Origin of the sequence: Stappia stellulata DSM 5886, from assembly GCF_000423705.1 — a bacterium.
Taxonomy (GTDB): Bacteria; Pseudomonadota; Alphaproteobacteria; order Rhizobiales; family Stappiaceae; genus Stappia; species Stappia stellulata.
Genome location: NZ_KE384082.1, coordinates 52,499 through 71,371 on the forward strand (window position 1 = coordinate 52,499; position 18,873 = coordinate 71,371).

The 18,873-nt window shown below is 66.3% G+C and carries 18 protein-coding genes; 10 read left to right on the top strand and 8 right to left on the bottom strand.

The genetic code is table 11. The features are described from left to right. Positions 1-88 precede the first annotated feature (88 nt). From G572_RS23675 to purU, 3 genes are all read left to right on the top strand, one after another. Complete coding sequence (locus G572_RS23675) at positions 89-1,864, top strand: tetratricopeptide repeat protein (protein WP_208979106.1); 1,776 nt, start codon at positions 89-91, stop codon at positions 1,862-1,864. Between the two features lie 10 nt (positions 1,865-1,874). Further along, positions 1,875-2,789, top strand: a complete 915-nt coding sequence (locus G572_RS0112540; RefSeq protein ID WP_051242294.1) for a 4-(cytidine 5'-diphospho)-2-C-methyl-D-erythritol kinase — start codon at positions 1,875-1,877, stop codon at positions 2,787-2,789. Between the two features lie 135 nt (positions 2,790-2,924). Further along, entirely contained in the window at positions 2,925-3,809 is an 885-nt protein-coding gene (gene purU / locus G572_RS0112545; protein WP_029058779.1) for a formyltetrahydrofolate deformylase, read from the top strand. Between the two features lie 121 nt (positions 3,810-3,930). On the opposite strand, the gene G572_RS0112550 is transcribed toward purU, so the two are convergent. Then, entirely contained in the window at positions 3,931-4,947 is a 1,017-nt protein-coding gene (locus G572_RS0112550) for a polyprenyl synthetase family protein (protein ID WP_029058780.1), read from the bottom strand. Between the two features lie 190 nt (positions 4,948-5,137). On the opposite strand from G572_RS0112550, the gene G572_RS0112555 reads away from it, so the two are divergent. The 4 genes from G572_RS0112555 to G572_RS23680 all read left to right on the top strand — a co-directional run bounded on the left by G572_RS0112555 (position 5,138) and on the right by G572_RS23680 (position 8,574). After that, positions 5,138-5,380, top strand: coding sequence for a putative signal transducing protein (locus G572_RS0112555; RefSeq protein WP_029058781.1), 243 nt, complete (start codon positions 5,138-5,140; stop codon positions 5,378-5,380). Positions 5,381-5,388: 8 nt separating this feature from the next. After that, positions 5,389-6,201, top strand: a complete 813-nt coding sequence (locus G572_RS0112560; RefSeq protein ID WP_208979107.1) for a tRNA1(Val) (adenine(37)-N6)-methyltransferase — start codon at positions 5,389-5,391, stop codon at positions 6,199-6,201. Between the two features lie 175 nt (positions 6,202-6,376). Next, positions 6,377-7,312 carry an AAA family ATPase gene (locus G572_RS0112565; RefSeq protein ID WP_029058783.1) on the top strand — a complete coding sequence of 312 codons (936 nt, stop codon included), beginning with the start codon at positions 6,377-6,379 and terminating at the stop codon, positions 7,310-7,312. A gap of 5 nt (positions 7,313-7,317) precedes the next feature. Next, the gene (locus tag G572_RS23680) at positions 7,318-8,574 is read left to right on the top strand and encodes a vWA domain-containing protein (protein ID WP_037546809.1); all 1,257 of its coding nucleotides are present in this window, start codon (positions 7,318-7,320) and stop codon (positions 8,572-8,574) included. A 12-nt stretch (positions 8,575-8,586) separates the two neighbouring features. On the opposite strand, the gene G572_RS0112585 is transcribed toward G572_RS23680, so the two are convergent. The 5 genes from G572_RS0112585 to G572_RS0112605 form a co-directional block, all read right to left on the bottom strand. After that, positions 8,587-9,306 carry an LrgB family protein gene (locus G572_RS0112585; RefSeq protein WP_029058786.1) on the bottom strand — a complete coding sequence of 240 codons (720 nt, stop codon included), beginning with the start codon at positions 9,304-9,306 and terminating at the stop codon, positions 8,587-8,589. Continuing rightward, positions 9,303-9,695 carry a CidA/LrgA family protein gene (locus G572_RS0112590; RefSeq protein ID WP_029058787.1) on the bottom strand — a complete coding sequence of 131 codons (393 nt, stop codon included), beginning with the start codon at positions 9,693-9,695 and terminating at the stop codon, positions 9,303-9,305. Before G572_RS0112590 ends, G572_RS0112585 begins: the two co-directional genes overlap by 4 nt. A 168-nt stretch (positions 9,696-9,863) precedes the next feature. Then, entirely contained in the window at positions 9,864-10,481 is a 618-nt protein-coding gene (locus G572_RS0112595; RefSeq protein ID WP_029058788.1) for a YeeE/YedE thiosulfate transporter family protein, read from the bottom strand. Between the two features lie 11 nt (positions 10,482-10,492). Continuing rightward, entirely contained in the window at positions 10,493-11,008 is a 516-nt protein-coding gene (locus G572_RS0112600; protein ID WP_029058789.1) for a YeeE/YedE thiosulfate transporter family protein, read from the bottom strand. 102 nt (positions 11,009-11,110) lie between these two features. After that, positions 11,111-11,629, bottom strand: coding sequence for a L,D-transpeptidase (locus tag G572_RS0112605; protein ID WP_037546812.1), 519 nt, complete (start codon positions 11,627-11,629; stop codon positions 11,111-11,113). A gap of 316 nt (positions 11,630-11,945) precedes the next feature. On the opposite strand from G572_RS0112605, the gene G572_RS0112610 reads away from it, so the two are divergent. Then, on the top strand, positions 11,946-12,395 hold the full coding sequence (locus G572_RS0112610; protein ID WP_029058791.1) for a flavin reductase family protein: 450 nt from the start codon (positions 11,946-11,948) through the stop codon (positions 12,393-12,395). 18 nt (positions 12,396-12,413) lie between these two features. Next, positions 12,414-13,415, top strand: coding sequence for a P1 family peptidase (locus G572_RS0112615; protein WP_029058792.1), 1,002 nt, complete (start codon positions 12,414-12,416; stop codon positions 13,413-13,415). A gap of 11 nt (positions 13,416-13,426) precedes the next feature. Here G572_RS0112615 and G572_RS0112620 read toward each other — a convergent pair whose 3' ends face one another. Beyond that, positions 13,427-16,921 carry an indolepyruvate ferredoxin oxidoreductase family protein gene (locus tag G572_RS0112620; RefSeq protein WP_029058793.1) on the bottom strand — a complete coding sequence of 1,165 codons (3,495 nt, stop codon included), beginning with the start codon at positions 16,919-16,921 and terminating at the stop codon, positions 13,427-13,429. A gap of 158 nt (positions 16,922-17,079) precedes the next feature. Between G572_RS0112620 and G572_RS0112625 the strand changes: the two genes are divergently transcribed. Continuing rightward, positions 17,080-17,559 (top strand): Lrp/AsnC family transcriptional regulator, encoded by a 480-nt coding sequence (locus tag G572_RS0112625; RefSeq protein WP_029058794.1) that lies wholly within the window; start codon positions 17,080-17,082, stop codon positions 17,557-17,559. 23 nt (positions 17,560-17,582) lie between these two features. Here G572_RS0112625 and G572_RS0112630 read toward each other — a convergent pair whose 3' ends face one another. Next, positions 17,583-18,833: an NAD(P)/FAD-dependent oxidoreductase gene (locus G572_RS0112630; RefSeq protein ID WP_029058795.1), complete on the bottom strand. Its 1,251-nt coding sequence runs from the start codon at positions 18,831-18,833 to the stop codon at positions 17,583-17,585. Positions 18,834-18,873: the final 40 nt, after the last annotated feature.

The window sequence follows — 18,873 nt, forward strand, 5'->3', positions numbered from 1 at the left end:
TGGACACAATAAAGCCATCCTCGGTTAGGTAACTGAACGCATGACTCGTGTCGAAGCGTGCGCAAGCAGGGGAAGCAAGTCTCACATCATGAAGCGTTACCCTCCGATTTCGTCCGCCCGCCGTCTGTTCTTCGCTGCCGGAGTGAGTGTCGCCGCCGCCGTGATGGCCCCTCCTCCGGTCGTCGCAAAGACCGATTCTCCGCAAATCGGCACGGAATTCGGCCTGCCGATGACCCTGAGCGGCAGCTATCTGTCGGGACGCCTTGCCGGACAGAACAACGACCTGGAAAACGCCGCCGCCTTTTTCGGCGAAGCGCTGGAGCAGGATCCGGGCAATCCCTATCTGCTTGACCGCACCTTCGTGCTGAAGCTTGCCAACGGCGACCTGGCCGAGGCACTTGCCCTGGCCGAACGTCTGTCGAGCGAGCAGCCGGACCACTTCATGGCGCAGCTCATGCTGGCGGTGGAAGCGCTTCGCGCGGGAAAGCCGGACCTCACCGAAACCCTGCTCGCCGATGGCGGACGCGGCCCACTTGCCGTGCTGACCTCCGGCCTTGTCGCTGCCTGGGCGCTTGAGGAACGCGGCGAGACGGACGCCGCGCTCGCGCGCATCGCAAGTCTGGAGGGGCCGGACTGGTACACGGTTTTCGTCGCCTATCATTCCGCGCTGATCCAGGACCATGCGGGGCGCAACGAGGCAGCGCTGGAAAATCTCAAGTCCGCCTATGAGGCCGACCGTGGCGCCCTTCGGGTGATCGACGCCTATGCGCGGGCACTGGCGAAGAGCGGCGAACCCGGCAAGGCAATCGAGATTCTCGACCAGTATGATCTGATCCTGCCGGACCATCCGGTGCTCGTTGAGACCCGCGGGTTGATCGAAAGCGGACAAGACATCGGCCGGATTGCGGAAACCGCGCGCGCCGGCGCGGCCGAGGTTCTCTATGGCCTGGGAGCAGCGCTTGGCCGAGACGGTGGCGAGGAACTTGCCGCGGTCTTCCTGCAGCTCTCCCTGCAACTCGACATCGATGCGGATGTCGCGGCCATCGCCCTCGCAGGTCTGTTCGACCGCCAGCAGAAATACGAGCGTTCGATCACGATCCTCAAGGGTATTCAGCCCTCCTCGCCGCTGAAGCGCGACGCGGAGATCCAGATCGGCATCAACTACAATGCACTGGACAAACTGGACGAATCGCGCGCGCACCTCGCCGCCCTCGTCGACAAGGATCCAGGCGATCTCGACGCCGTGACCGCGCTTGGCAACGTTCTGCGCTCGCACAAGCTGTTTGCCGAGGCCGACGAGATCTATTCACGTGGCATCGACACGATTTCCGAACCTGAACTCAAGCACTGGGCATTGTTCTATTACCGTGGCATCTGCCGCGAGCGGCTGAAGAACTGGGGTCCGGCGGAAGCCGATTTCCGCCAGTCGCTCGCGCTTTCGCCCGAGCAGCCACTGGTGCTGAACTATCTGGGTTATTCCCTGGTCGACCGGGGGCTGAAACTGGACGAAGCGCTCGACATGATCCGCAAGGCGGTGGAGTTACGCCCGCGCGACGGCTACATCGTCGACAGCCTTGGCTGGGCCTACTACAAGCTCGGCCGCTACGAGGAGGCCGTCGTCGAACTGGAAAAGGCGGTGGCGCTGCGCCCGGAAGATCCGATCATCAACGATCATCTCGGCGATGCCTACTGGAAGGTCGATCGTCGGCTTGAGGCCCGCTTCCAGTGGAACCACGCCCGCGATCTGGAGCCGGAACCCGACGAATTGCCCAAGATCCTCGACAAGATCGAGAACGGACTGAGCGACGACGGCTCCATCCCGGCGGCGACCGTCGGGCAGGAGCTGCAGGAAAACGGCGGCTGACGCGTCACGCATGACCGAACCGCCAAGACCGACGGCGCACGCTCGCCTGGCGCGGGCCAAGCTCAATTACGCCCTGCATGTCACCGGCCAGCGCGCCGACGGCTACCATCTTGTCGAGAGCCTCGCCGTCTTTCCCGCGATCGGCGACCGGGTGAGCCTGGCCCCGGCCGGGGCCGCGCCGGGCCTTTCGCTGTCCGGCCGATTTTCCGGCGATCTCGGTCCCTCCGGCTCCGGCGAAGACAATCTCGTCGTAAAAGCCGCCGCCTGCCTGGCACAGCACCTTGGCCGCGATGCGGACGCCGCGCTGGCGCTGAAGAAGGCCTTGCCCGTCGCCTCGGGAATCGGTGGCGGTTCCGCCGACGCCGCGGCGGCGCTGCGCCTGCTTCGCGACCTGTGGGCGCCGGAACTCGACGACACGATTCTTGCCGAACTGGCCGCGAAGCTCGGCGCGGACGTTCCCATGTGTCTTTTTTCCAAACCGGCGCGGATTGGCGGAATCGGCGAACTGGTGACCCCGCTCGCGCCCTTTCCCGCACATGCCGTGGTGCTTGCAAACCCCGGCATCGCGGTTTCGACGCCGGAGGTCTTCAAAGCCCTGAAGACCAAGGCGAATGCGCCTCTCCCCGACCTTCCCCACGATGGGTTTGGCGATCTCGCCGCCCTGTGCGCCTGGCTGGCAAGCACCCGCAACGATCTTGAGGAACCGGCCCGCGCCCTTGCACCGGATGTCGATGCGGTGCTTGCGGCGCTTGGCGCCTGTGCAGGCGCGCGGCTTGCACGCATGTCCGGGTCCGGCGCCACCTGCTTTGCCATCTTCGAGACGCTTCAGGACGCGCAGGCGGCGGAACACGCGCTGCACGCCGACCGTCCCGGCTGGTGGATCGCGGCGGCTCCGGTCGAGCGGATCGGCACACTCGCCGGCTGACCCGTCGCAAATCCGCCGTTGCACGCCGCTTTTCGCGATGCGCGACAATGGGATGCTGACAAGACTGTGCTCAAGCGGCTATTGGTTCACCGCGATCCGGCACCGCACCGAGTTTCCATTCAGCAGGACATCCCGATGAGCGCATTCGCCCTGACCGTCACATGCCGTTCGACCCGCGGCATCGTCGCAACCATCTCGACCTATCTGGCCGAGAGCGGCTGCAACATCACCGACAGCGCCCAGTTCGACGACCGCGAGACCGGCAACTTTTTCATGCGGGTCAGCTTCAACAGCGAAACGGGCACGACGCTGGAGCAATTGTCGGACGGGTTTGCCGAACGCGCGAAGCCGCTTGCGATGGACTATGCATTCCATGACGAGACGGCCCGCATGAAGGTGCTGATCATGGTGTCGCGTTTCGGCCATTGCCTCAACGACCTGCTCTACCGCTGGCGCATCGGAGCGCTGCCGATCGACATCGTCGGCGTGATCTCCAACCACCTCGACTACCAGAAGCTGGTGGTCAACCACGACATTCCGTTCCACTACATCAAGGTCACCAAGGCCAACAAGGCGGAGGCCGAGGCGCGCCAGATGGCGATCGTGGAGGAGACAGGCGCCGAACTCATCGTGCTGGCGCGCTACATGCAGGTGCTGTCGTCGCGCATGTGCGAGGAAATGGCCGGACGCATCATCAACATCCACCATTCGTTCCTGCCGAGCTTCAAGGGGGCCAACCCCTACAAGCAGGCCTTCGTGCGCGGCGTGAAGCTGATCGGCGCAACCTCGCATTACGTCACCAGCGATCTCGACGAAGGGCCGATCATCGAGCAGGACACGGTGCGCGTCACCCACGCCCAGTCGGCCGAGGATTACGTGTCGCTCGGCCGCGACGTGGAAAGCCAGGTTCTGGCACGCGCCATCCACGCGCATATCCACCGCCGCGTCTTCCTGAACGGCAACAAGACGGTGGTCTTCCCGGCAAGCCCGGGAAGCTTCGCCTCCGAGCGCATGGGCTGAGGCTTATCCCCGCACGCGCACAAAACGCGCCGCCGGTCTCCGGCGGCGCGTTTTGTGCAATCTCGACAAGTTTTCGCGCAAATTCTGCAATTTCGGCATCAAGAATTGCCGATATTGCCGCTCAGTTCAGCCGCGCGATGCAGAAATCGACGGCCTCGCCCAGTGCCTCGCGATGCGGTCCGGCGGGCAGGCGCTCGAGCGCGGCGCGGGCCTCGTCGCCAAAGGCACGGGCGCGCGACACCGTATCGGCCAAGGCGCCGGTCGTCGTCATGATCGAAATGGCGCGGGCGAGATCCTCGTCGCGCACGTCACGCTCCTCCAGGCAGCGCGTCCAGAACGCACGGTCGGACGCTTCGCCCCGGCGGATCGCGAGAATGACCGGCAGCGTGATCTTGCCTTCGCGCAGGTCGTCGCCGATGTCCTTGCCGAGATCGCTGGCCGAACCGCCGTAGTCGAGCGCGTCGTCGACAAGCTGGAACGCGAGGCCCAGCGCCATGCCGTAGTCGCGCGCCGCCGCACGGGCCTCGTCTCCGGCATCGGCCAGAACGGGCCCGACCTCGGCGGCGGCTGCAAACAGCGCCGCCGTCTTGGCCTCGATCACCTGCATGTAACGTTCTTCGGAGGTTGCGATGTCCTGCGCGGCCCCCAGCTGCATCACCTCGCCCTCGGCGATGACGGCGGAGGCGCTTGCCAGGATCCTGAGCGCCTCGAGCGACCCGACATCGACCATCATCTTGAAGGCCTGTCCGAGCAGATAATCGCCGACAAGAACGCTCGCCTGGTTGCCCCAGAGCTTGCGGGCGGCGAGCTTGCCGCGGCGCATGTCGCTTTCGTCGACGACATCGTCGTGCAGCAGCGTCGCCGTGTGCATGAACTCGACGCTGGCGGCAAGTCCGACATGGCCGTCGCCGGTGTAGCCGTAGAGATCCGCCATCGCGAGGGTGAGCATCGGACGCAGCCGCTTGCCACCGGAGGAAATCAGATGACGCGCGATCTCCGGGATGAGGTCGACATTCGACCCCGCCTTGGAAAGGATCAGCTGATTGACAGCCTCCATGCCCGGCCCGGTCAGTTCGACCAGGTTCTGGATGCTTGCCGGTTCCGACCGGCTCTCGCGCAAGGGAACGACGGCGCCCACGGTTAAAGACCTTTCCTGTTTCACGTTGCCGGGACAATAGGTCTGCCCCCGGCATCCGGCAAGCCATCTTTCCGGCAACAGTGTGTTGAAAGATCTCCCGTGCCGGCACCAAGCGGGCGCTTGGGCGTCGCGGCCCCCGTTCATTTCCGTTAAGGTCCCCTTCCAGGATCGCACGACCCGAAGGCTTGCCATGGTTCCCTTGCTTCGCACCAATGACGTGGTGCTCATTTCCTTTCTCGAAGCCCTGCTCAAGGATGCCGGGATTCCGCATATCGTTCTGGACGGCAACATGAGCGTGGTCGAGGGCTCGCTCGGGATCATCGCCCGCCGGATCATGGTCGACGAGGACGACCGCCCGGCCGCCGTGCGGCTGATGATCGACGCCGGGCTGGAACACGAACTGGCACCGGAAAAAGGCCGCAAGCAGTCGTGAGCGGGCAAGTGCCCCGACCCGACGACATCCCGGCCGTGGGCCAGGCCGCGACGACGCGCGATGCCTTTCTCGGCGGACGGGTCCAGGTGCTGCAACCGGCGCGCGGCGGCGGACACCGCTCGGGGCTCGATGCCGTCTATCTGGCGGCAGCGGTTCCCGGTGACGTCACGGGCCATGTCATCGATCTGGGTTCCGGCGCGGGCGCGGCCGGCTTCTGCCTTGCTGCCCGTCTTGGCCAGGTGCGCGTCACGCTGGTCGACCGGGACAGGACGGCGCTCGCTCTTGCCCGCGGCGCGTTGGAACTGGCTGAAAACAGCGCCTTCGCGGACCGGGTTGCGGTGATGGAAGCCGACATCACGGCCCGGGGCAAGGACCGACATGCGGCGGGCCTCGTCCCGGCCCTCGCCGATCATGTCATCATGAACCCGCCCTATTATCTCGACGGCCAGGTCCGCATGTCGCCGGCGAACGCCCGCGCGGACGCGCATGTCCTGGACGCACGTGGCCTCGAACCCTGGGCGCGCACGGCAACCGACATCCTGCGCGACGGCGGGTCGCTGACCCTCGTCTTCCGCGCCGACGGCCTCGACCAGATCCTCACCGCATTGCACAGCCGGTTCGGAGCAATCGACGTGATCCCGCTCTACCCGCGCGCCGGCGCGCCCGCGACCCGCGTGCTCGTGCGCGCCCTGCGCGCCAGCCGTGCGCCCTTGCGCCTTCTGCCGGGCTTTGTCGTGCACGAAGGCGCCGGATCCCCGTTCACCGACCACGCCAGCGCAGTGATGCGCGACGGTGCGGGCCTGGTGATTCCGAGACGGTAAGGGCCGGTCCCGTTGGCCGCACATCGAAAACGGTGCCCGCCTTGTCGAAGCGCCCTGTGCGCGCCACCTGACAATCGACGGCCAAGCTGATTATGATCGTGCAAAGTCCGGCGGTCGCAATCTCCAGGCGATGCGACCGCGCCGGGCACGGCAAGACAACACGCAGGGAGACCCGATGACCTCGCAGCCGCTGCCAGACACCATCGACGAGACTTTGAGCCTTCTGGAACAGGGAGGCTATGTCGGCGACCGCGCGCTGGCGACGGTCCTGCATCTCGCCCTGCGCATGAAGCGCCCGCTATTCCTGGAAGGCGAAGCCGGCGTCGGCAAGACGGAGATCGCGAAAGTGCTCTCCGACGTGCTCGGCCGGGACCTGATCCGGCTGCAGTGCTACGAGGGCCTCGACGTTTCCACAGCCGTCTACGAATGGAACTATGCGGCCCAGATGGTGGAAATCCGGGTGTCGGAAGCCGCCGGCGACGCCAGCCACGACGACCTGTCGAAGAGCGTCTTCAGCGAGCAGTTCCTGATCAAGCGTCCCGTGCTTCAGGCTCTGAAGCCGTCGCTGAACGGGCCGCCGGTCTTCCTGATCGACGAACTCGACCGCGCCGACGAGGCCTTCGAGGCCTTCCTGCTGGAGGTGCTCGCCGACAACCAGGTGACGATTCCCGAGCTTGGCACGATCAAGGCGGAAGAGCCGCCGATCGTGATCATCACGACCAACCGGACCCGGGAGATCCACGACGCGCTGAAACGGCGCTGTCTCTACCACTGGGTCGATTACCCCACGGCCGAGCGCGAACTGGAAATCATCCGGCGCAAGGTGCCCGGCGCCGATGCGCGTCTGGCGCAAGAGGTCGTTGCCTTCGTCCAGAAGCTCAGGGGGGACGAGGACCTGTTCAAACAGCCGGGCGTTGCCGAGACGCTGGACTGGGCGACCGCGCTGACGGAACTCAACGAAATCGCGCTCGATCCCGACATGGTCTCCGACACGCTCGGCGTCCTGTTGAAATACCAGGACGACATCGACCGGGTGCGCGGGTCGCGCGCCCGCCGGATCGTCGACGAGATCCGCCAGGACCTCGACCGCGAAGCCGCAAAGGCGGTTTGAGAAATATGACAGACAAAGGCACCGGAGAGGCACCCGGCGGCGCGGAAACCGCCGGGCGCATTGCCGACAACATCGTGCATTTCGCGCGCACGCTGCGCCGCGCCGGCATGCCGGTCGGTCCGGCCAGCGTGGTCGATGCGGTGCGCGCCGTGGAGGTCGCCGGCATCCGCAACCGCGAGGACCTTTACTGGACGCTTCATTCCGTCTTCGTGCACAAGCGCGAGCAGCGCGCCGTCTTCGACGAGGCCTTTCGCATCTACTGGCGCTCGCGCGGGCTGGTGGAAAAGCTTCTCTCCATCCTCTCTCCCGTGGCGCCGGCGCGCAGCGAGCCGGACAAGCCGAAGGCAGCGCAGACACGGGTGGCACAGGCGTTTCAGGCCACCCGCGAACGCGAGCAGCAGGAGCGCGAGGAACTGGAGATCGACGCGAGTTTCACCGTGTCGGGGCGCGAACTGCTGCAGCGCAAGGATTTCGCGCAGATGAACGCGGAGGAGCTGCGCGCGGCCACGGAAGCGCTCCGGCGCATGGTGCTTCCGATGGAAAAGATCCGCAGACGGCGTCTGATCGCGTCGAACCGGGGACGCATCGACCCCAGGCGAAGCTTGCGCGCCTCACTCCGGACCGGCGGCGACATGATCGACCTGCGCCATCGCAAGCCGGACATGCGCCGCCCGCCCATCGTCGCGCTTTGCGACATTTCCGGCTCGATGAGCCAGTACACGCGGATCCTGCTGCATTTCCTGCATGCGCTGACGGAAGAGCGGCGCAACGTGCACACGTTCCTGTTCGGCACGCGGCTGACCAATGTGACGCGCCAGCTCAAGATGAAGGACCCGGACGAGGCGCTGGTCGCCTGTACCGACGGTGTGGAGGACTGGTCCGGCGGCACCCGGATCGCAACGGCCCTTGCCGATTTCAACAAGCACTGGTCGCGCCGCGTGCTGTCGGGCGGCCCGGTCGTGTTGCTGGTGACCGATGGGCTGGAACGCGAAACGGACGAGGATCTGGAGCGCGAGATCGACCGGCTGCACCGCTCGTGCCGGCGGCTGATCTGGCTCAACCCGCTGTTGCGGTTCGAGGGCTTCGAGGCCCGCGCCAAGGGCGTGCGCGCCATGCTCCCGCATGTCGATGAATTTCGCTCCGTTCATTCCCTGGATGCGGTGGAGGATCTGTGCCGGGCGCTGTCGGGGGCGCGCGGCTTCACCGAGGACGTCGACCCGCGCCGCTGGCTGCGTGCGGGAACGGCGCGAAAGGCAAGCTGAAGCCGATCCGGTTCAGAAGAAGAGCCGCCAGATCAACGGCAGCAGGACGGCGGTCGCGACCGCGTTCAGCCCCATGGCGAGGCCGGAAAAGGCGCCCGCCGTCTCGTTGACCTGCAACGCGCGCGACGTGCCGATGCCGTGCGAGGCGACGCCGATGGCAAACCCGCGCGCGCGCCAATCCCTGACACCGATCAGATCGAGAACCAGCGGCCCGAAAGCGGCGCCGAGAATGCCGGTCAGGATGACGAGCACCGCGGTGAGCGACGGCAGTCCGCCCAGCGCCTCCGAAACGCCCATCGCGACCGGGGCGGTGACGGATTTGGGCGCAAGCGAGGCCAACGTCTCGCGCGAGGCATCGAGCGCCATCGCGACTCCCACCGCCGACACGGCTGCCGTGAGCGACCCGGCAAGCAGGCTTGCAAGGATCGCAAGCGCGGAACGGCGCACCTTTTCAAGCTGGCGATAGAGCGGGAGCGCGAGCGCCACGGTGGCCGGTCCAAGCAGGAAGTGGACGAATTGCGCCCCGTCGAAATAGGTCGCATAGGGCGTGCCGCTCACAAGCAGCAGTCCGGCGATCAGCGCCACCGCGATCAGCACCGGATTGACCAGCGGATGAAACCCGGCCTTGCGATAGAGCCAGAAGCCGGCCTGATAGGCGACAAGCGTCAGGGTGAGGGCGGCGAGCGGGCTTGCGGAGAGATAGACCCAGACCTCGTCAAGCGGCGCGGTCATGCGCCGTCTCCCGCGCCACCGGAAGGAGCCGCGTCCACGTCGCTGTCGCCGTCCCTGCCCCGCAACGTCCAGCGCATGACGAGTGCGGTCACGGCGATGGTCGCGAGCGTCGAGACAACGAGCGAGACGGAGATCGCCAGCCCCTCGCGCCCCAGAAGCCCCAGGTGCAGCACGACGCCGACGCCGGCCGGAACGAAGAGAAGCGCCAGGTTGCGCAGGAGCGCGTCGCCCGCCTGCGCCAGACCGGCCGAGGGGCCGCCCCGCACGACAAGGCCTGCAAACAGGAACACCATGCCAAGCACGGGACCCGGCACCGGCAGGCCGGTGGCGACGACAATCGCCTCTCCGGCAAGCTGACAGCACAGGATGATCGTCAATGCACCAAGCATGAGGCCCCCGGATCTTTCGATGTATTCGCGATCCGACAGTGCCTCCTGCTGCAATCGGCGGCAAGCCGGGCGTTTTTTTCGGGATGCGGCCTTTCCAAAAAACGAAAGCCCCCGAGAGACAGGCTCCCGGGGGCTTCGCTTTCCAGGCGGATCAGGCCTGAAAACGTCCTATTCCGCCGGCGCGGGGCGCGCACCGCCATCGGAACAGGCCGGATCGCCAAGCATGGTTTCCGCCTGCGCGAGGTCATCCTTGGACGGAACGAACCGCTCCAGAACCACCAGAAAAGCGGCAAGCACGGCGGCGAAGATCAGCGCCAGGGCCCAGAACGGCACGGCAAACACATCCGCGAAGGTGATCTTGCCGAAATCGCCCCAGCCGAGAGCCGCATCGATAGGCCCCTTGGCGTAACCGTAGAAGATCGCGCCGCCGATCCCGCCGGCAATGATCGCCCAGGCGTCCCGGTAGCCGGCCCCCGCCTGGGCAAGTGCGGTTCCGGGGCATGCGCCGGCAAGCGCGATGCCCACACCGAGGATCAGGCCGCCGATCAGAACCGGACCGACCGCAAAGGCCTTGGGATGAAGTGCGACGCCGAAGACGCCGTTCAAGACGGCAAGCGCGACGAGACCGGTGATGGTGGCCGCGAGAAACATCTTCAGCATGGTGAAATTGCGAAACTGGAACTGGCCGACAAGGACGCCGGGCTCCATGACACGGCTTTTCTCAAGCGCGGCACCGAAGACCACGCCCATGGCCAGTCCGAGAACGATGAGCCAGAGTAACGACATGACCGGGTCTCCTAGACTTTCTTGAACATGGCGGCGGTGAGAATGCCGCCGGCGAACATTGCGACAACGGCAACGGTGGATCCGACGGCGAGCTGCGCCATGCCGGATATGCCGTGGCCCGACGTGCAGCCGCCGGCGATCCGCGCCCCGAGCAGCAGGACGAAACCGCCGGCAAAGCCCATGGCCATGCGCCCCCACAGGCTGGAGACGCCGGTCATGCGGGTCCAGGCGGGCGAGAAGCTGGCGCGGCGCGACCCCGACAGGGTGGCCGACAAAAACGCGCCAAGCGCGATGCCGATGACCAGCGCCGACTGCCAGAAGTATTTGCCGGCCGTCATGTATTTGGCGAAATAGTCGATCTGCGCCGCGGCCGGATCGACGAGGCTCGCGACGAAACCGCCGGCCGTGACGAAGGAAGACGAGGCGCCGAGCGCGGTATCGACCAGCAGGAAGGCCGGGATCTGGAGAAGGCCGATCACCACGCCAGCGGCGTAGGGCGACCAGTTTCTGTCGGTGAGTGACAACATGATGAACTCCCAAGCGGGTGTGGTTCATCAACAATATTCTAATGTGCGAATATTTGAATACGCAAGATCGCTTAGACGTGGGGGCGCCCTGTCCCGCCGTCCTCAGTTGATGGCGACAACGGGTGTGCGCTTGCGCACGCGGGCGAAGAGATCGGCAATATCGCGGTTTTGCATCCGGATGCAGCCGTAGGACACCGCCCGGCCGATGGAGCCGGGACGATTGGTGCCGTGGATGGCATACTCGCCTCCGGCGAGCGTCATTGCCGCCACCCCCATGGGATTGTTGGGCGCGCCGCCGGCGATCACGGCCGGCAGATGCGGCAGGTCGCGTTTCACCTCCGCCGGCGGGGACCAGGCCGGGCGCACATGCATGCCCTTGATATAGGTGCGGCCGACCCAGACCTTGCCGCGCTTGCCCACGGCGACCGGATAGCGCAGCGCCACCCCGCCGCGCTGCACGAGATAAAGCCGGCGTTCGCGGTTCTTGACGACAATGGTGCCCGGTGCGAAGCGGGTGTCGGTAAAAGCCACAACCTCGGGTGCGGCAAAGACGGGGGCAGTCCACAAAATCACGCCGACCACCGTGTACGCGGCAACCAGAACCCAAATCATCTTGCGCATGGCAACACCTCTCGGAGCGTTACCAAAGAGTTTACGCGACCGAAGACAGCGAATGAATGCCCACAGGGTCCCGAAGTGATTCTATGGTTAGCGACCATGGTTACCGGCCGAAAACGCATGATCCGGTCCTTCGACTGAACCGTGAAGACCGGGAAACGTATTTGTAAGGGGAGCGCAATAGGCTACCTGTGGACGGGAGACACGGCGAAACGCCGGAGAGGACGACATGACACACAGTCCTGCAAGCGACAGGAACACAGGATCCGAATCGCCGCCGCGCGGGCGTCCGGTCGAGGCCGACGCCTTCCGCGAAGCCATGAGCCGGCTCGGCTCCGCCGTCCATATCGCAACGACCGCGGGCTCGTCCGGGCGCGCCGGGACCACCGTTTCGGCCGTCACCTCCGTCTCCGACACACCGCCCACGGTGCTTGTCTGCGTCAACCGCCAGGCGCGCATCAACGCCGCGATCAAGGAGAGCGGCGTTTTCGCCATCAACACGCTGCCCGCCCACGCCGAAGACCTCTCCAACGCTTTCGCCGGCAAGGGTGACCTTCCCGCCGAGGAGCGCTTCCGGCTCGCGGCCTGGGAAACGCTGGCGACCGGCGCGCCGGTGCTCTGCGCCGCAAGGGTCGCGCTCGACTGCCGGGTGACGGAAATCTCCGAGGTCGGCACCCATTCCGTCATCTTCGGCGAGATCGTCGCCCTGTCGCTCGGCGAGCGCGGTCCGGCGCTCATCTATCTCGACCGCACCTACCACCGCATCTGACGCAAGCCGCACGCCCCGATGTCCGACACCCTCAATCTTCTCACCGACGTGCCGGGCCTCAAGGTCGGCAATGCGCAGGACGCCCGACTGAAATCCGGTGTCACCGTCTGCCTGCCGGACGAACCGGCGACCGCCTCCGTCGCGATCCATGGCGGCGCGCCCGGCACCCGCGAGGCAGCGCTGCTCGATCCCCGCTTCACGGTGGAAAAGGTCGACGCGCTGGTGCTTTCCGGCGGCTCCGCCTTCGGTCTCGATGCCGGCTCCGGCGTGCAAATGGAACTGGCCAAGATGGGCCGGGGCTTTGCCGTCGGCGACGTGCGCGTTCCCATCGTGCCGAGCGCCATCCTCTTCGATCTGGCAAACGGCGGGGACAAGGCCTGGGGCGACGACAACCCCTATGGCGCGCTCGGCCGTCAGGCGGTGCGCGCCGCCGCGAAAAGCTTCGAGATCGGCACTGTCGGAGCCGGTACCGGTGCGACGACGGCGACCCTCAAGGGCGGTCTCGGCTCCGCCTCCATGCGGCTTGAAAACGGCGCGACCGTCGCAGCCCTTGTCGCGGTCAACGCCCTCGGCTCCGCGACCATGGGCGACACCCCGCATTTCTGGGCGGCCCCCTTCGAGCGCGACGCGGAATTCGGCGGCCTCGGCCTGCCCTCTTACGCAAGCGGGCGGTTCGACGTCCCGCGCACCAAGCTCGACGGCCTGCGCGAGGGCGCCAACACCACCATTGCAATCGTCGCGACCGACATGGCGATGACCAAGGCGGAGCTGCAACGGCTCGCGGTGATGGCGCATGACGGCTTCGCCCGGGCGCTGTGGCCGGCGCATACCGCGCTTGACGGCGATCTGGTGTTCGCACTCTCCACCGCGCGCCTGCCGCAAACCGACCCGCTCAGCGACGGCATCGCCGCCGGTGCGGCGGCGGCCGCCGTCATGAGCCGGGCAATCGCGCGCGGCATCCATGCCGCCTCAAGCGCGCCGGGAGACACGCTCCCGACGTGGGGCTCGCGCTTCGGCTGAGTGCGACGCGCCTATTCCGCAGCTTCCATCACCGGACCTTCCGGTGTTTCCTCGCCAAGCTTGCCAAGCAACTGCGCGCGCTTGGCCGCCGCCTTTTCAAGGTTCGCCGCCTTCACCGGACCGAAGCCGCGCACCAGATCCGGCACCCGCGCGATCTCGACCAGCAGCCCGTAATTCGTCGTCCCGACGTGTTTCGCGATCATCGACAGATCGGCCAGATAGCTTGAAACAAGCGCCCGTTCGGCCCGCCGTTCCGCCGTCCGCCCGAAGATGTCGAACGCCCCGCCGCGCAGGCCCTTCAGCCGCGCAAGCAGACCGAAGGCTGCAAAGATCCACGGACCGAAGGCGATCTTCTTCGGCCGGCCGGTCTTGGGGTCGGCTTCGCGGGAGATCAGCGGCGGCGCCAGCATGACCTTCAGCTTGCGCGGATCGGCGAATTGCGCCGCGAGCTTCGCCTTGAACGCGGGATCGGAATAAAGCCGCGCCACCTCGTATTCGTCCTTGTAGGCCATGACCTTGTAGAGCATGTCGGCGGCGGTGCGCGTCAGACGCATGGTGCCGGCACCCTTCGCCTCGTCCGCCGTCCGCACCGCGTCAATGGCGGCAAGGAAGGTCTGCGCATAGGCCTCGTCCTGATAGGCGGTCAGTTCGCGGGCCAGAAACGCGATCCGCTCGCCAAGGTCCATATCGTCGCCACCCGCGTTCTCGTCCGAAGACGGAAGTGCTGAGAGCAGCGCCTCGGGCGTGTCAGCCAGCACCCGTCCGGCGCGGAAGGCCGCGAGGTTCTTGTCGACCGCCGCGCCGTTCAGCCGGATCGCGGCTTCCAGCGCATCGGTGGAAATCGGCAGGCGTCCCGCCTGATGCGCCATGCCGACAAGCATCATGTTGGCGAAGATCGCATCGCCCAGCACCGCCTCGGCAACGCCGGCAACATCATGCGCATGAAACAGCGGACAGGCCTCCTCCAGCGTCTTGCGCATGCGCGCCTCATCGAAGGAGAGCGTCTGCTTCATGACGAATTCCGCCGTCGGCGCGACCCGCGAATTGGCGAAGCCGGCGGTCTTCTGGCGGTCGATCAGCGCAAGCTGTTCGGCATTGGTCGCAACCACCATGTCGGAGGCGATCAGCACATCGAGACTGGCGGTCGGGATGCGCGGTCCCTCGATGCTGCGTTCCGCCTGCGCGAAGCGGATATGCGACGTCACGGGACCGCCCTTTTGCGCAAGTCCGGTCATGTCGAGCGTCGAGGCCTGCTTGCCGTCCATATGCGCGGCCATTGCCAGAACGGCGGCGGTCGTGGTCACGCCGGCCCCGCCGATACCGCCGATCAGCACATTCAGCGTCGTCCCGAGATCCGCGACAGAGGCAGGGCCCAGCCTGGCGACCAGCGCGTCGATATCGATGCCCTTGCCGTCCGCCTTGCGCAGCTCCGCGCCTTCCACGAAGACGAAGGACGGGCAAAAGCCCTTCACACAGGAAAAATCCTTGTTGCAGGACGACTGGTTGATGCGCCGCTTTTCGCCGAAGGGCGTTGCGGCGGGTTCCACCGAAAGACAGTTGGACTGAACCGAGCAGTCGCCGCAGCCCTCGCAAACACGGTCGTTGATGAAGAGGCGCCGGTCCGGATCGGGAAAGCTGCCACGCTTGCGGCGGCGGCGCTTTTCAGCCGCACAGGTCTGATCGAAAATCAGCGCGGTCACGCCCGAAATCGCCTGAAGCTCGGTCTGGACCTCCATGAGGTCATCCCGGTGGCGCACGTCGGTGCCCGGTGCCAGATCTGAGCGCCCGAGATAGGCGTCCGGCTCCTCGGTGACGACGACAACCCGCTCGACGCCCTCCGCTTCGAGCTGACGCGTGATCTGGGGAACGGTAAGCAGCCCGTCGACAGGCTGGCCACCGGTCATCGCCACCGCATCGTTGAAGAGGATCTTGTAGGTGATCGAGATCTTCGAGGCGACGGCCTGCCGGATCGCCAGGATCGCCGAGTGGAAATAGGTGCCGTCGCCGACATTGGCGAAGACATGGGTGTCATTGGCAAACGGCGATTGCCCGACCCAGAGCACGCCCTCGCCGCCCATGGCGATCTGGCCGTCGGTGGTTCGTCCCGCGACCTCGGTCATCGCATGGCAGCCGATGCCGGGCAGCGCCCTGGCGCCCTCCGGCACGACGGTGGAGGTGGAATGGGGGCAACCCGAGCAGAAATAGGGCACGCGCTGGGCGCGTTCCGCATGGCCCTGCGACCACATCACCTGCCGGTTCATCCGGTCGGCGACGGCATGCATCTCCTCGCTGACGAGATCGGACGGCAGGAAGGCGAGAAGTGCTGGGATGATTTCCGCGACAGCCAGTTCCAGCACGTCGGAGAGAAGCGGCGAGCCGTCCGGGCGTTTCTTGCCCCAGATCCGCGGGCGGGCCTGTTCCGGCCAGCCATAGGCGATTTCCTTGATCTGCGGTTCCAGGAACGCCCGCTTGTGTTCCACCACCAAAAGCCGTTCCAGCCCCCGGGCGAAACCGGCGAGCCCCTGCGGCTCCAGCGGCCAGGGCATCGCCACCTTGTAGATCGCCAGACCGATGTCGCGGGCGCGGGCCTCGTCGATCCCGATCATGTCGAAGGCCTGGCGCAGGTCACGGTAGGCCTTGCCCGTGGCGACGATGCCGATGCGCGGCTTGCGTGCGCCGAAGGCGACCCGGTCCAGCCCGTTCGCCCGCACATAGGCCTGGGCGGCGGGAACGCGAATGTCGCGCAGGAGCCGTTCGGTCTCCAGCCGGTTGCCGAGAAGCAGCACACGATTCAACTCGTCGTCCGCGCGCGGATCCTGCGACTTCGGCAAGACGAAGGACAGACGGCCCGGATCGACCGAGATCGTCGCCGAGGCATCCATCGTGTCGGCCAGACAGATCATCGCGCTCCAAAGCCCGGAAAACCGCGACATGGCGATGCCGTGCAAGCCGTAGTCGAGCACTTCCTGAATGTCGGACGGGTTGAGCACGGGCATTTCCACATGCTCGAAGAAGAACTCCGACTGCGCGGGCAGGATCGAGGACTTGGCGAGATGATCGTCGCCTGCGAGCGCCAGCACCCCGCCATGCGCCGCCGTGCCGCTTGCGTTCGCCTGACGCAACACGTCGCCAGCCCGGTCGACACCGGGTGCCTTGCCGTACCAGATGCCGAAAACGCCGTCGTAATCGCTGCCCTTGCCGTGATGAGCGACCTTCTGGGACCCCCAGACCGCCGTCGCGCCAAGCTCCTCGTTCACGCCGGGCTTGAACACGATGTTCGAGGCTTGCGTGTGGCGCCGGGCGCGCATCAGCTCGGTATCGTAGCCGGCCAGCGGCGACCCGCGATAACCGGAAACGAAGCCTCCGGTCTTCAGCCCGGCTGCCGCATCCATGCGCGCCTGATCGAGCGGAAGCCGCACCAGCGCCTGGATTCCGGTCAGATAGACCCGCCCGAGGGGAGCGCTGTATTTGTCGTCGAGAGAGATGTGTCTGGCGATAACGTTCATGGGACGGCCTCCGCTTCCCTGGGGCGCGGGCCGGATGTCGGCCGCACGCGCCCCGATGTTCTCATGCCGTCCAATATCGTCCTTTTTGTCGTCCAAATTTGTGCTAACCTGCCTATAAATTCCGCATTACGGGCAATATTGTTCCTCAAGAGAGCAGAATGAGCGAAAAAAATCTTCTCGATCCGTCAGACATCCGGGTTCTGCAAATCCTCCAGCGCGACGCATCGCTGTCCATTGCCGAAATCGCGCGCGAGGCCGGCATGAGCCAGACGCCCTGCTGGCGGCGCATCAAGAAGCTGAAGGAAAACGGCATCATTCGTCAGGTCGTCGCGGTGGTCGACCGCGAGGCGGTGGGCCTGGGTTTCGTCGCCTATGCCTTCGTCAAGCTGGGCGTGCCCAGTCGCGACAACATGGAGACCTTCGACAAGCTGGTCGACCGCTGGCCCGAGGTGGTGATCTGCGAGAGAATCACCGGCGCGGTCGACTATCTGATCAAGGTGGTCGCAACCGACATAAAGGCCTATGACGATTTTCTCAGGCTGAAGCTCCTGGACAATACGCTGGTCTCCGACGTGCAGTCGCGCATCGTGGTGCATACCGTCAAACACACGGTGGCGCTGCCGATTCGCGAAACCTGACCGTCCTCGCGCACCCGGCGGTTTCAGTCGGAAAGAAACCGCGTCGGAGAATAGGGGGCGGGATCTGCGAAGGGACGCTCGCCGGTCATCGTCTCGGCGAGCAGGCGGCCCATCGCCGCCCCGAGACCGAAGCTCGAGCGTTCGTTGCCCAGCGCCAACCAGAGACCGGAAAGCGCCGGCACCTGCCCCATCACCGGCAGGCCGTCGGGCATGCAAAGCCGCACGCCGGGGATCGGCACGTCCTCCACCTGTGCGCCGACCGGCATCAGGGCGCGCGCCGCGGCGGTCGCGCGCTGCAAGGCGGTTTCGCGCGCCGGGCGGTCCGGACGGATCAACTCGTGGCCGCCGACGAGCCGCAGTCCGCGTTCCATCGGCGTCAGCGTGTAGCCATTGTCGATGTCGGTGATCGGCCGCGACAGCGTCACGCCGGACACGGCCCGGAAATGCCGGTGGTAGCCGCGCATCGTCGCGACCGGGAGACCGACCCCGAGCCGCACCAAGACGCCCGGCGCGCCGGCGCCCAGCGCGATCACGGCGCGCGTGCCCTGTGCCTCGCCCCGGCTGGTGCGAACCGACCAACCGTCGCGGACCGCGACCAGCGTCTCCGCCTTGCCCATCTCCGTCTCGCCGCCACGCTCGCGAAACAGCCGCGCATAGGCCTTGGTCACGCCGCCTGGCGAGGACACCGACTGCGTATCGGGCCAGTAAAGCCCCGCATGGTCGAAGGAGACGAGATGCGGCTCCAGCCGGACGAGGTCCGCCGCCGAGAGATCCGTGTAGGAAACGCCGAAGATCCGGGCAAAATGCCGATCCTGCTCGCTGGCCTCATAGGAGGTCTGGTGCCGGTAGATCTTGATCCAGCCCGTGCGGCGGAAGAAGCGCAGCGCACTTGCCGCGCGCGCAAGCGCCAGATGCTCGCCCGCCGCGATCGCCTGGAGCGGCGCGATGGCGCGTCCGACCCGGGCGGCCGCGCCGGTCTGCACCGCCACATGCGCCGCGCGAAGAAACGGCAGGGCCCCCGGCAGGCTGCGAAGGTCGACGCGGATCCGGCCGCCCGGGCGCATTACCCGCGCAAGCATCTCGCCCGTTGTCGCGGGCCAGTCGACGGGACTAAAACCATCGCGCGCGAGAATGCCCGCGTTGGCTCTCGATGCCTCGTCGCCGGGCGCGGCGCGATCCACGAGCAAAACCCGCATGCCGCGCGCCTGCAAATGCAGGGCGGCGCAGACACCGCTGATTCCCCCTCCCAGAACAATGACATCGTGGTTCCGCATTGTGCCTATCCACACCGTTCACAGGATGCTTGCAAGGGGA